Here is a 12,872-nt window from a genome sequence, read left to right as displayed (position 1 = left end):
GCGTCGCGGTGCGGCGGGACCTCCGGTCGCGACCGCCCCCGAGATCCGGTCGCGACCCGTCTGGCCGGTCAGAAGCTCTCGAACCCGCGAGCACCCCGCTTGTCGGCGTGGATGAAGTCGAGATTGGCGTCCGCGACCAGCGTGCTGTGCTTGGACAGGGCCACGACCATCTCGTTGATGGCCTGGTCCCAGGTGAGCTTGGCGGCGTCGTAGGCGATCTTCGCCTCCCCCGACCAGCGCTCCTTGAGCACGTCCAGCTTGCCTTCGAGCTCGTCGAGGACGCCACCGATCTGTACGACGCCGTTCTTCAGGTCGTCCCGGGCACTGTCCAGCGCGGGATGGTCGACGAGGATGTGGTCACCCATGATGGAAATTCCTTTACGTGAAGTCGAAAATCGAGGAGGGAGTTCGGCACGGTGTCGGCCCGAATTGCGCCGATACCGGAAAAACCCGTCCATGCGTCGGCGCGATTGTCGGCGAGGCGGTCGGCTCGTGGTCAGCGGGCCCGACCGCCCCGGCACAGGTCAGCCCAGGCGGGTCGAGAGCGCGTCCAGCGAGGAGCTGGCGCTCCTGAGTCGACCGGCGACGTCCTGGTTGGTGCCGGTGCCGACCTTGCGGGTGTTCTCCAGGCCCGAGATGAGCTCGTTGAGCGCGTTGGTGATGGTCGTCTGCTTCTGGATCCACAGCTGGTGCAGCCCGAAGAACGAGTCGCCGGCCTCGCCCTGCCAGCGGTTCCGGTAGCCCATGATCTGGCTGTCGAGCCGCCGGCCGAGCGTGGTGAGTCGATCACGGGTGTTGCCGATGTCCTTGACGGCACCGTCGATCGCATCGTCCTGCTTGATGGTGTGGTGGTCACCCATGGTGATTCCTTCCCCGAGGTCTGCCCGAGATATCTCGGCGTATTCCGTCTGCGAGGTCCGGGGCGATTCCGTCGTTATCGGCGGGCCGGACACGCAGCCGTATTCCCGGGGTCGGAATCCTTAAACCCTTGTCCACCGATCTCCACCGATCTCCACCGATCGTCGCCGGGCGAGGCCCACCACGCCGGCACCCGGCGGATCCGGGTCGACCGCGGTTCACCTCTCCCACAGCCGACGCACCACGCCGATCGCCACCGGCAGCACGCCGAGGACCGTGGCGCCGGCCAGCACCTCGACCAGATCGGCCCGGGCGGCCCACCAGACCGAGCGCCAGCCCCGGCCGGTGGCGACGGCGACCGAGACCACCACCAGCCCGCTCACCACGGCGGCGCCGCCGAGTGCCGCCACCACCCCGGTCGAGGCCGGGGCGAGGGCCGCGACCAGACCGACCACCGCGGCATAGACCCCGGCCAGCCGAAGCAGCAGCCGCGGCAGCCAGTATCGGTAGGCGCGCGCGGCGAGCAGGAGCGCGACCCCACCGGCCAGCACCATGACCCGGGCACCGACCCGGTCGACGGCCACCGTGGCGGTGGCCAGGAGCAAGGGTGCGCAGACCAGGGTCAGGACGAGCACCGCGACCGAGGCCGCCGCCAGCAGCCGGGTGCCACGGGCCGCGATCGCGCTGACCTCCTCGACCGGGACGACGGTCCGTCCACGGCGCCCCGGCCCCGGCTCCCGCGCCGACCAGGCCGTCACGGCGAGCCGGTCCACCTCGATCAGCGCGGAGTCCGGCACCTCGACGGCGGAGCCCGGCACCAGCCGGGCGGCGAGCGCGGCCGCCACCAGCAGGACCGCCCACGGCACCTGGCGCGGCGCGTCGAGCAGTGCGGCACCGAAGGTGACCACGAAGACCACGGCACCGGTCACGATCCAGACGCCGAGCGCCTCCATCACCCCGTCCTCGGCCCTGCCCACCGCACGGACCGCGGCCGCGAGCACGGCCGCGACCAGTGCGGCGCCGCCGATGATCGTGGCCAACCGCTCCGGCTCCGGGCTCCACGCGGCGGTCAGGGCCGCGCTCCCGGCGAACGCCGGCGCCACCACGGCCCGCGGGCCGGCGTACCCGCCGAACGGCAGCAGACCGGTCAACGCCCCGATCGCCAGGAGTACGACGACCAGGTCCTGCCGCGTGCCGCTCACCTGCGTCCCGCACCATCCGGCCAGCACCGCCAGCCCGGCCGCGACCCCGAGCGCCACCCCGCCCAGGCGTCGGTCGTGGCGGTCGGCGGGGGCCACCTGCCCACCGGGAGTGAAGTCTCGACCGGGCGGAGGCGACGACGCGGCGAGGTCGGCGAGGTCGGCGGTGAGGATCGCCCCGGAGTCGAGCCCGCACGCGGCCAGGCTGGCCTCGCCCGAGAGCGAGCCACCGCCGGGGGTGCGCAGCGAGGGGGTGCGCGGCAGCCGGCAGGCGGCGGCATAGGCGGCGGCGAGCTCGGTCACCCGGGTCTGGGCCGGGACGACCAGGTCGACCACGCCATAGGAGCTGTGCACCGTCAGCGCCAGCCCGCCGGCGCCCAGCGCGTCCGCCTGCTCCGGGTCAGGACCGGCACCCTCCCCACCGGCGTGCCCGACTCCGGTCCCACCCGCGGACGCGGCGGGGTCCACGGCCATGGCGCCTCCCGGATGCGGTGTCGGTCAGGTGGTGTACCGACCTCTGGGTCAGGGTAGTGCTGCCCACGCCGGCGGTGCGGGTGGGCGCGGTGCGACCATGCCATGATCACCGGTACCACCGGAGCTTTTGCGCAACATCACGGGCGAGAAACATCGGGAAGGCGGAGGTCAGCGGGTGGCCGAGGGCGAGGGACGCGGCGGTGCGGGGCACGCATCGATGACCGTCGCGACCACGCTGCGCGGCGGCCGCACCGAGGAGCCCGAGGTCCCGCACGGCGAACTGGTGCTCCAGCCGCCCCCGCCGATCGACCAGAGCGAGGGCGCCGGCGGGGTGATGATGAACGCCATCCCGATGCTCGGCAGCCTGGGCTCGATCGTGCTGGTGGCGACGATGAGCGGGTCCGGCGGCGCCAGCGCGCGACAGTTCATCTCCGCCGGGATGTTCCTCTTCGCCACCCTCGGCTTCGTCTTCGTCCAGATCGACCGGCAGCGCAAGCAGCGACAGCAGAACGTCGGCGGCCAGCGCTCGGACTACCTGCGCTATCTGGCCGGCGTCCGCCAGACCGCACGCGAGGCCGGTGAGCAGCAGCGCCGGGCGCTGACCTGGCACAACCCGAGTCCGCAGGCATTGCCGGCACTGGCCGAGGAACGCTCCCGGCTGTGGGAGCGTCGACCGGGCGATCCACGGTTCCTGCAGGTGCGGTACGGCGCCTGCGCCCAGCCGCTCTCCCTCGAGCTGGTGCCACCGCAGAGCGCTCCCATCGACCAGGTGGACCCCGCCTCGGCCTCCGCGCTGCACCGGCTGCTGGTGGTGCACCGGGTGCAACCCGATCTGCCGGCCGCGCTCGACCTGCGCGCGTTCGACAAGATCGAGGTCTGCGGCCCCGAGCACACCGCCCGGGCCGCGGCGCGCGCGCTGATCTGCTCGGCGACCGCGTTCCACTCCCCCGACAGCCTGCTGGTCGCCGTACTCACCGGGGAGCGGACGCTGGTGGAGTGGGACTGGATGAAATGGCTGCCGCACGCCCAGAGCGCCCGGGAGACCGATGCTGTCGGACCGAAGCGGATGGTGGCGACCTCGGTGGACGAGCTCGCCGCACTGCTGCCCGCGGACCTGGTCGACCGGCCACGGTTCGGCGCCGAGGAGCGGCCGGTGACACCACACGTACTGGTGGTGGTCGACGGCGTGATACTGCCGCCCGGCAACCACCTGCTGCCCGCGGACGGCGTGCTCGGCGTGACGGTGCTCGACCTGCCCGCCCGGTGGGACGAGCTCTCCGACGCGAGCCAATTGCGACTGCAGATCGCCGACGACGCCCGGCAGGCGGCACCGCAGGCGGCCGAGCCGGAGTCGTGCCCGGCGCAGGTGGTGCGGATGCGCGAGGAGCCGGTCCGGGTGCAGCTGGACCAGCTCAGCCTCCCCGTCGCGGAGGCGTACGCCCGTCGGTTGACGGCGCTGCACACGGTGAGCGCCGCAGGAAGCGGCGAGGCGGTCCCCTCGGCCGAGCTCGCCGGCCCGAAGGACTTCATGGAACTGCTGGGCCTGGGCGACGTCCGCAGCCTCGATCCGGCGACCGCGTGGCGGACCCGGCCGGCCCGCGACCGGCTGCGGGTGCCGATCGGCCTCGGCGACGCCGGCGCGCCGGTGCACCTGGACATCAAGGAGTCCGCCCAGCAGGGCATGGGCCCACACGGGCTGGTGATCGGGGCGACCGGGTCGGGCAAGTCGGAGTTCCTGCGCACGCTGGTCCTCGGCCTGGCCATCACCCATCCGCCCGAGCAGCTCAACATGGTCCTGGTCGACTTCAAGGGCGGCGCGACGTTCGCCGGCATGGCCGAGTTGCCGCACGTCTCCGCGGTGATCACCAACCTGGCCGGCGAGCTGACCCTCGTCGACCGGATGCAGGACGCCCTGTCCGGCGAGATGGTCCGTCGCCAGGAGTTGCTGCGCGAGGCCGGCAACTTCGCCTCGCTCAAGGACTACGAGCGCGCCCGCACCGCCGACCCCGGATCGCGGCTGCCACCGCTGCCGTCGCTCCTCATCGTGGTCGACGAGTTCTCCGAGATGCTCTCCGCCAAGCCCGAGTTCATCGACCTGTTCGTCGCCATCGGCCGGCTCGGCCGCTCGCTGGGCCTGCACCTGCTGCTGGCCTCGCAGCGCCTGGAGGAGGGCCGGCTGCGCGGGCTCGACTCCCATCTGTCCTATCGGGTGGGCCTGCGCACCTTCAGCGCCCAGGAGTCGCGCTCGGTGCTCGGCGTACCGGATGCCTACGAGCTGCCCGCGGTGCCCGGGCTGGGCTACCTGAAGCCGGACCCGACCACGCTGCAGCGGTTCAAGGCGGCGTACGTCTCCGGTCCGCCGGCCGGTGCCGGACGGGTACGCCGGGACGACGCCGGCCGGCTGCCCGGCATCTTGCCGTTCACCATCGCGGAGGTGCGACAGCTCGCGGCGCCGAGCCCGGAGCCGGCCGCCGAGCCGAGCCCGACGCCGGCCACCGAGACCGGCCAGGCCTCGCTGCTGGACATCGCGGTCGGCCGGCTGGCCGGACACGGCCCGGCGGCGCACCAGGTGTGGCTGCCGCCGCTGGGGGCACCGGACACGCTCGACGGGCTGATGCCCGACCTCACCGCCGACCCCCGGCTCGGGCTGGTCTCGCCCCACTGGCGCGAGCTGGGCGGACTGGTGATCCCGCTCGGCATCGTCGATCGGCCGCGAGAACAGCGTCGCGACGTGCTGACCATCGACGTCGGCGGCGCGGCCGGCCATGTCGCGGTGGTCGGCGGGCCACGCAGCGGCAAGAGCACGCTGCTGCGCACCATCGTGACGAGCATGGCGCTGACCACCACGCCGACCGAGTCGCAGTTCTTCGTGCTCGACTTCGGCGGTGGCACCTTCGCCCCGCTGGCCCGGCTGCCCCACGTCGCCGGTATCGGGACCCGGGCCGAGCCCGACGTGGTCAACCGGATCCTCGCCGAGATCACCGGCATCATCGACCGGCGCGAGGAGTACTTCCGCAACGCCGGCATCGACTCGATCGAGACCTACCGGCTGCGGCGCGCGCAGGGCACCGCCGACGACGGCTGGGGCGACGTCTTCCTGGTGGTGGACGGCTGGGGCACGCTGCGCGCCGACTTCGACGACCTGGAGTACGCGATCCAGCAGCTGGCGCCGCGCGGGCTGACCTTCGGCGTACACATCGTGGCCGCCGCCACTCGCTGGCCGGACTTCCGTGCCGCGATGCGCGACATCTTCGGCACTCGGCTCGAGCTGCGGCTGGGCGATCCGCTCGACTCCGAGATCGACCGCAAGGTGGCGGCGCTGGTCCCGACCGGCCGGCCCGGTCGCGGCCTGGTGATGCAGAAGCTGCACTTCCTCGGCGCGCTGCCGCGGATCGACGGCTCGGCGACCGCCGCCACCCTCGCCGACGGGGTGGAGGACCTGATCGGCCGGGTCGGCGCGGCCTGGCGGGGGCCGGCCGGGCCGAAGCTGCGGCTGCTGCCCGAGCGGATCGCACTGGAGGACGTCCGGAGCCAGGCCGCCGCAGGCGGGACCGGCCCGGGCGGGGCGCTGCTGTTGGGCATCACCGAGAAGGACCTCTCCCCGGTCGCCCTGGACCCCGACGCCGAGCCGCATCTGCTGGTCTTCGGCGACGGACAGTCCGGCAAGAGCGCGCTGCTGCGGACGCTGGCCCGCGAGATCATGCGCACCCGCACCCCGAAGCAGGCCCAGATCGCGGTGGTGGACTACCGACGCTCACTGCTGGGCGAGATCCCCGGGGAGTACCTGCTCAACTATCTGACCTCGGCCACCCAGGCGCAGCCGGCGCTGCAGGATCTGGCGGCGTACCTGGAGAACCGCATCCCGGGACCCGACGTCACCCCCGATCAGCTGCGCCGGCGCAGCTGGTGGAACGGGGCGGAGGTGTTCGTGCTGGTCGACGACTACGACCTGGTCGCCACCCAGCAGGGTTCACCGCTGCACGTGCTGGCGCCGCTGCTCGCCCAGGCCCGTGACATCGGGCTGCACCTGGTCGTGGCCCGGCGCTCCGGCGGCGCCTCGCGCGCGCTCTACGAGCCGGTGATCCAGGCGCTGCGCGACCTGGCGATGCCGGGACTCATGCTCTCCGGTTCGTCGGAGGAGGGGCCCCTGCTCGGCAACCTCCGTCCCACGCCGGCCGCACCCGGGCGCGGCCGGCTGCTCACCCGCAACCGCGGCTTCGAGGTGGTCCAGCTGGCTTGGAGCGAGCCGACGGCGTGAGGCCGCGACCACCGGTCTGTCAAACTAGAGTGAACTACTTGACTTTTGGGCAACCGTCACGTAGTTTTAACGTTCCAACAACCTGGCGGCGATCTACCGCAGGCAGGCTGTACGCAGAACATCCAGCAACCGGTCAGGAGGCCAAGATGGACATGCAGGAATCGAACGGCCTGGACCAGGCGATCGACCAGGCGATCACCCAGCGGCACAGCCTGAAGTTCCGCCACGCCAGCGCGCTGGCCAAGCTCATGGACGAGCGGGAGGACCTGCGCGGGACCTACGCGTTCGCCGACTTCGTCGACGACTCGCTCCGCTGGTCCGCCTGATCGCCGAGTCGGCGCCAACTGCACGCTCCACGGCGTCGAGTCGGCGCCAATTGCCCGGTCGTCGGCGTCGAGCCGGCGACAACTGGTCCATCAAGCGCCGACTCGACGTGCTACGGCGTACAACAGGCGCCGACTCGGCGTTCCCCGCGGCCCGTCAGCGACGGCGGAAGAGCCCCTTCATCAGCTCCCGGGTCGCGGTGTTCATCGCGGACTTGAACGCCGAGGACTTCACCACCTGCTCGAGGACGTTGTCGTCGTCCTTCTTCTTCGCCGACTTCGACGAGGACCTCGGGCGGGGCTGTTCCGGCAGGTCCACCGTGACGTGGTCGTCGGCCGGCGCCGGAGAGCCGGGCTCGGCCTTCTGCGCGGCCGGCTTCTGGGCGGCGAGTCGGTCCGCCGCGGAGTCGACCTCGGTGACCTCGGCGTACTTCGCGTAGGTCGGGCTGGCCTTGACCGCGGCCTCCATCGCCGCCGTCTCGGCCGGCCCCATCAGCGACTCCGGCGCACGCAGCCGGGTCCAGGCGACCGGGGTGGGTGCGCCGCGCTCGTTCATCACCGTGACGATCGCCTCGCCGATGCCGAGGGTCTGGATCACCGCACCCAGATCGTCGTACGACGAGGTCGGATAGGTGTTCACGGTGAGCTTGAGCGCCTTGGCGTCGTTGGGCGTGTTCACCCGGAGCTGGTGCTGGACCCGGGAGCCGAGTTGGCCCAGCACCTCGGCCGGCACGTCGGTCGGCGACTGCGTCACGAAGAACACCCCCACCCCCTTGGACCGGATCAGCCGCACCGTCTGGGTGATCTGGTCGAGGAACGCCTCGGAGGCGTCGTCGAAGAGGAGGTGCGCCTCGTCGAAGAAGAAGACCAGCTTCGGCCTGTCGACGTCGCCCACCTCGGGCAGGGTGCGGAACAGCTCGCCGAGCAGCCACATCAAGAAGGTGGAGAAGACCAGCGGCCGGTCCTGCAGCCGAGGCAGCTCCATCAGTGAGATCACCCCGGCGTCGCCGGCGGTGCGCAGCAGGTCGGCCACGTCGAAGGCGGGCTCGCCGAAGAACCGGTCGGCGCCGGCATCGGCGAAGGCGATCAGGTTGCGCAGGATGACGCCGGCGGTCGCCGCGGAGAGGCCACCGAGGTCCTTGAGGTCCGCCTTGCCCTCGTCGCTGACCAGATGCTGCACGACCGCCCGCAGGTCGGCCAGATCGACCAGCTCGAGGTCGCGCTGGGCGGCGTAGTGGAAGACCAGGCCGAGGGAGGACTCCTGGGTGGCGTTCAGGTTCAGCACCTTGCTGAGCAGGGTCGGCCCGAAGGACTCCATCGTGACCCGGACCGGGATCCCGGTGCCGTCGCCGCCGAGCGCGTAGTACTCGACCGCGAAGCCCCTGGCCTGCCAGTCCTGGCCGACCGCCTGGGTGCGCGCGAGCAGCTTGTCGCCCGGCTCGCCCGGCGCCGAGAGGCCGGACAGGTCGCCCTTGACGTCCGCGGCGAAGACCGGTACGCCGGCGGCGGCGAGCTGCTCGGCCATCAGCTGCAGGGTCTTGGTCTTGCCGGTCCCGGTGGCACCGGCGACCAGCCCGTGCCGGTTGAGCATCCCGACGGGGATCCGGATGTGGACATCGGTGAGCGTCTCGGCGTCGGCCATCAGCGCCCCGAGCTCCAGCGCGGGTCCGTCGAACCGGTAGCCGGGAGCCACCGCCTGGGAGAGTGCCGCAGCATCAGTCATGCCCGCAGCCTAGGTGGTTTCGGTGGACGGTGTCGGGTCTCGATCCGCTCGGCTCGCTGCTCGACCCACGGTGGGCACCTGCGACGAGGTGGCCCGCTCTCTGTGGAACCTCTGTCAGAACCGCGATCCGGGCTGACACGCGAGTGATAGGAGATACAGTCGGGCGCGTGATCTTCAAGCGCGTCGGGAGCGAGAGGCCCTATCCGGACCATGGCCTGAGCGCGAAGGACTGGGCCACGCTGCCGCCACGACAGATCCGGCTCGACGAGCTGATCACCACCAAGGACACCCTCCAGCTGGGGTCGCTGCTCGACGAGGACTCCACCTTCTACGGCGACCTGTTCGCCCACGTGATCCTGTGGAACGGCGAGTACTACCTCGAGGACGGACTGCACCGCGCGCTCCGGGCGGCGTTGCAGCAGCGCAATGTGCTGCACGCACGGGTCCACGCCGTAGGGTCATGAGCATGTCCGATCCAGCACCTCGCCCGGTGTTCGGCTCCGTCACCGCACGACTGCGCACCTTCGTCGTACTCCTGGTGCTGGCCCTGGTGCTGGTGATCGCGGCGGTGTGGGGCTGGCGGGCGATGACCAAGCCGCTGCCGGGCAAGGCGGATGCCTCGGTGTGCGAGAACACCAAGGTGGCGGCCGGCAGCAAGGTCTACCCCGCACAGGTGGTGGTGACGGTGCTCAACGCCAGCACCCGCGGCGGGCTGGCCGCACGGACGATGGCGTCGCTGACCGACGAGGGCTTCGTCGCGGGGGTGACCGGCGACGCCCCCAAGAACGCCGAGGTCAAGCGGGTGCAGGTGTGGGCGAGCGACCTGCACAACCCGGCGGTGAAGCTGGTGGCGAGCTGGCTGCACGACCCGACGATGGTCAAGCGCAAGACCACCCAGCCCGGAGTCGTGGTGGTGGTCGGTCACGGCTTCCCGCGGGTCTCCGGCGGGAAGAAGGCGGTCAAGGCCGCCGAGACGACCACCATCTGCAGCCCGAACCCGGACTGAACCCGGACTGGACCCGGACTGACCCGGACACCATCGTCGGTCGAGACCACGGCCGGCACGGTGGGTCTCGCTCAGCTCCGCGCTGCTCGACCGACCCCGGACCGGGGCTCACTCCCCGCCGAGCCACTGGGCCAGCCGGCCGTGCCGACTCACCTGCTCCAGCCGGCGCTCGGTCTCCTCCCGCAGCGTGCGAGGTACGACGACCAGCATCACGTCCCGCGCGCGCAGCACGGTGCGGTGCTCGGGGACCAGGGTCTCGTCGTCGCGGATCAACAACGACACCGAGGCGCCGTGCGGTAGGCGCAGCTCGCCGATCTCCACGCCGTGCAGCGCGGACTCCTCCGGGATCCGGAACTGGATCAGGTCCGCGGCGATCCGCTCCAGCGGCGCCACCTCCAGATCGAGGCTGCGCGGGTCCATCGGGCGGGACAGCCCCAGCACCCGCGCGACCACGGCAAGGGTCGGCCCGGTGAGCAGGGTGTAGACCACCACCATCACGAAGACCAGGTCGAAGAGCCGCTCGGACCCGGCCACCCCGGCGGCCAGCGGAATGGTGGTCAGCACGACCGGGACCGCGCCGCGCAGGCCGGCCCAGGAGATGAACAGCACCTCGGCCGGAGGCAGCCGCGCCACGCCGGTGCTGACCAGCACCGAGAGTGGCCGGGCGAGCCCGGTCAGGATGAGCCCGCCGAGCAGGGCGAGAGCGACCGTGGAGAGGGAGATCCGCCCGGGCGAGAGCAGCAGGCCGAGCATGACGAAGAGCCCGATCTGGGCCAGCCAGGCCGCCCCCTCGGTGAAGGAGCGGGTGGCGCCCCGGTGGGGCAGGTCGGAGTTGCCCAGCACCAGCGCGGCGATGTAGACCGCGGCGAACCCGGAGCCGTGCAGGGTGGCCGCGGCGCCGTACCCGAGGAAGGCCAGGGCCAGCACGGCCAGCGGGTAGAGCCCGGAGGCCGGCAGCGCCGCCCGCCGCATCAGCCAGGCGCCGCCGTAGCCCGCGGCCAGGCCGCAGACGATGCCCAGCAGCAGCTCGCCGAGGATCATCAGCACCACGAGCCACGGCGGGTGCTCGCTGAACCCGCCGTGCGAGATCAGCGTGACCACCACGACGGTGGGCGCGTCGTTGAGGCCGGACTCGGCCTCGAGCACGCCGGTCAGCCGACGGGGCAGCGGCACCACCCGCAGCACCGAGAAGACCGCCGCCGCATCGGTCGGCGAGGTGACCGCGCCGAGCAGGAAGGCCAGCTGCCAGGAGAGTCCGAGCAGATAGTGTCCGCCCAGCGCGGTCACCACGATCGAGACCGCCACCCCGACGGTGGCCAGCGTCAGGCCGAGCCGCATCGCCGGTCGGATCTCGCGCCAGCTGGTGGTGATGCCGCCCTCGGCCAGGATGATCGCCAGTGCCGCGAACCCGAGCGCGTGTGCCGCCTCGACGTCGTCGAACCTGATCCCGATCCCGGACTCGCCGAGCGCGACGCCCATCAGCAGGTAGATCAGCAGCGAGGGCAGCCCCGCCTTGCTGGAGACCCGGACGGCGAGGATCGCGAGCAGCGTGACCGCCGAGCCCACCAGCACGAACTGATCGAGCTGCTCGACGTCGATGCTCATGTCACCTCGCGATTTCGGGGGTGGCGGGTGACCAGCCTACCGATCGCGGCGGCCGCGGCGCGCCCACCGGTACCGTCGGCTCCATGTCCGAGACCAGCCGCCTGCGCGTCGCCGAGCGGGCCGGAGTGCCGCCGTTCCATGTGATGGACATGATCGCCCGGGCGGCCGAGCGGCAGCGCACCCACGGTGACGCCCTCTCGTTGATGACCGGCCAGCCCTCGACCGGGGCGCCCGCCGAGGTCACCGCGGCGGCGATCCGGCTGCTGAGCAGCGGCGAGCCGCTCGGCTACACCCCGGCCACCGGCATCCCGGAGCTGCGCGAGGCGATCGCCGCGCATCACCGTCGCTGGCACGGCATCGAGGTCGATCCCGCGGACGTGGTGATCACCACCGGTGCCAGCGGCGGCTTCCTGGCCGCGTTCCTGGCCGCCTTCGATGTCGGCGACCGGGTGGCGATGACCCGGCCGACGTACCCCTGCTACCGCAACGTGCTGACCGCGCTGGGTGGCGAGGTGGTGGAGATCCCGACCGGTCCGGCGCAGCCCACGATCCTCGACCGGCTGGCCGAGCTGGTCGGCGCCCCGGGCGGTCTACAGGGACTGGTGGTGGCGAGTCCGGCCAACCCGACCGGCACCATGACGACGCCCGACGAGCTCGCCGCGCTGGCCCGGTTCTGTGCCGAGCACGGCATCCAGTTGGTCTCCGACGAGATCTACCACGGGATCACCTACGACGGCTCACGTGGCAGCAGCGCGTGGGCGACCAGTCGTGAGGCCATCTGCTTCGGCAGCTTCTCCAAGTACTTCTCCATGACCGGCTGGCGGCTGGGTTGGCTGCTGGCCCCGCGCCGGTTGCGGCGCGCCATCGACGTGATGGTCGGCAACTTCACCATCTGCCCGCCGGCGCTGGCGCAACGTGCCGCGTCGGCGGCCTTCACCGAGGCGTCGTACGCCGAACTGGACGGCCATGTCGCCCGCTACGCCGCCAACCGGCGGCTGCTGCTGGACGGCCTGGGTGACCTCGGGGTGAGCGAGCTGGCACCGGCCGACGGCGCCTTCTACGTCTACGCCGACCTGTCCCGGTGGACCGAGGACACCACCGCCTGGGCACATCGGCTGCTGGACACCGTCGGGGTCGCGGTCGCGCCCGGCATCGACTTCGACACCACCTCCGGTCACCGGTTCGTCCGCTTCTCCTTCGCCGGTGACGGTGCCGAGATCACGGCCGCGCTGGACCGGCTCTCGACGGTGCTGTGAGCCGCCGACGGTTTCCGGGAAGGGGCCATCGGAAACCCGTCGGGAGCCCACGGCAAATAGTTGAAGATTCGACGCAGGTGGGTGTTTGAGCCTCGCACGGGTGGGGTACGCGCACGTCGGTGGCCTCCGTTCCCGTCCCTGACGCAACCCTCGGGCGGTCTCGGCCCGGC

10 protein-coding genes are annotated in these 12,872 nt (G+C 72.0%); 5 read left to right on the top strand and 5 right to left on the bottom strand.

Features of this window, described 5'->3' with window-relative positions; translation table 11 throughout:
* Positions 1-68: 68 nt before the first annotated feature.
* The 3 genes from QM638_RS14695 to QM638_RS14685 all read right to left on the bottom strand — a co-directional run bounded on the left by QM638_RS14695 (position 69) and on the right by QM638_RS14685 (position 2,531).
* Positions 69-365: a WXG100 family type VII secretion target gene (locus tag QM638_RS14695; protein WP_415142941.1), complete on the bottom strand. Its 297-nt coding sequence runs from the start codon at positions 363-365 to the stop codon at positions 69-71.
* 159 nt (positions 366-524) lie between these two features.
* Entirely contained in the window at positions 525-860 is a 336-nt protein-coding gene (locus tag QM638_RS14690; RefSeq protein WP_415142939.1) for a WXG100 family type VII secretion target, read from the bottom strand.
* A gap of 216 nt (positions 861-1,076) precedes the next feature.
* Entirely contained in the window at positions 1,077-2,531 is a 1,455-nt protein-coding gene (locus tag QM638_RS14685) for a hypothetical protein (RefSeq protein ID WP_415142937.1), read from the bottom strand.
* 217 nt (positions 2,532-2,748) lie between these two features.
* Between QM638_RS14685 and eccCa the strand changes: the two genes are divergently transcribed.
* Positions 2,749-6,789: a type VII secretion protein EccCa gene (gene eccCa / locus QM638_RS14680; RefSeq protein WP_415142935.1), complete on the top strand. Its 4,041-nt coding sequence runs from the start codon at positions 2,749-2,751 to the stop codon at positions 6,787-6,789.
* A 146-nt stretch (positions 6,790-6,935) separates the two neighbouring features.
* On the top strand, positions 6,936-7,115 hold the full coding sequence (locus QM638_RS14675; protein ID WP_415142933.1) for a hypothetical protein: 180 nt from the start codon (positions 6,936-6,938) through the stop codon (positions 7,113-7,115).
* A gap of 154 nt (positions 7,116-7,269) precedes the next feature.
* On the opposite strand, the gene QM638_RS14670 is transcribed toward QM638_RS14675, so the two are convergent.
* A complete protein-coding gene (locus QM638_RS14670) occupies positions 7,270-8,835 on the bottom strand; it encodes a helicase HerA-like domain-containing protein (protein ID WP_415142931.1) in 1,566 nt (521 codons plus the stop codon).
* Positions 8,836-9,002: 167 nt separating this feature from the next.
* On the opposite strand from QM638_RS14670, the gene QM638_RS14665 reads away from it, so the two are divergent.
* Both QM638_RS14665 and QM638_RS14660 read left to right on the top strand, forming a co-directional pair.
* Positions 9,003-9,299, top strand: a complete 297-nt coding sequence (locus tag QM638_RS14665; RefSeq protein WP_415142930.1) for a type II toxin-antitoxin system VapB family antitoxin — start codon at positions 9,003-9,005, stop codon at positions 9,297-9,299.
* Between the two features lie 2 nt (positions 9,300-9,301).
* Positions 9,302-9,841 carry a LytR C-terminal domain-containing protein gene (locus QM638_RS14660; protein WP_415142928.1) on the top strand — a complete coding sequence of 180 codons (540 nt, stop codon included), beginning with the start codon at positions 9,302-9,304 and terminating at the stop codon, positions 9,839-9,841.
* Positions 9,842-9,949: 108 nt separating this feature from the next.
* On the opposite strand, the gene QM638_RS14655 is transcribed toward QM638_RS14660, so the two are convergent.
* Entirely contained in the window at positions 9,950-11,446 is a 1,497-nt protein-coding gene (locus QM638_RS14655) for a potassium/proton antiporter (protein ID WP_415142926.1), read from the bottom strand.
* An 83-nt stretch (positions 11,447-11,529) separates the two neighbouring features.
* Here QM638_RS14655 and QM638_RS14650 point away from each other — a divergent pair, with 83 nt between their 5' ends.
* Positions 11,530-12,702 (top strand): aminotransferase class I/II-fold pyridoxal phosphate-dependent enzyme, encoded by a 1,173-nt coding sequence (locus tag QM638_RS14650; RefSeq protein ID WP_415142924.1) that lies wholly within the window; start codon positions 11,530-11,532, stop codon positions 12,700-12,702.
* The last annotated feature ends 170 nt before the right edge of the window (positions 12,703-12,872 follow it).

The sequence above is a fragment of the Nocardioides sp. genome (assembly GCF_047606145.1).
Classification (GTDB): Bacteria; Actinomycetota; Actinomycetes; order Propionibacteriales; family Nocardioidaceae; genus Nocardioides.
This window is presented reverse-complemented; position numbering and strand designations above follow the sequence as displayed.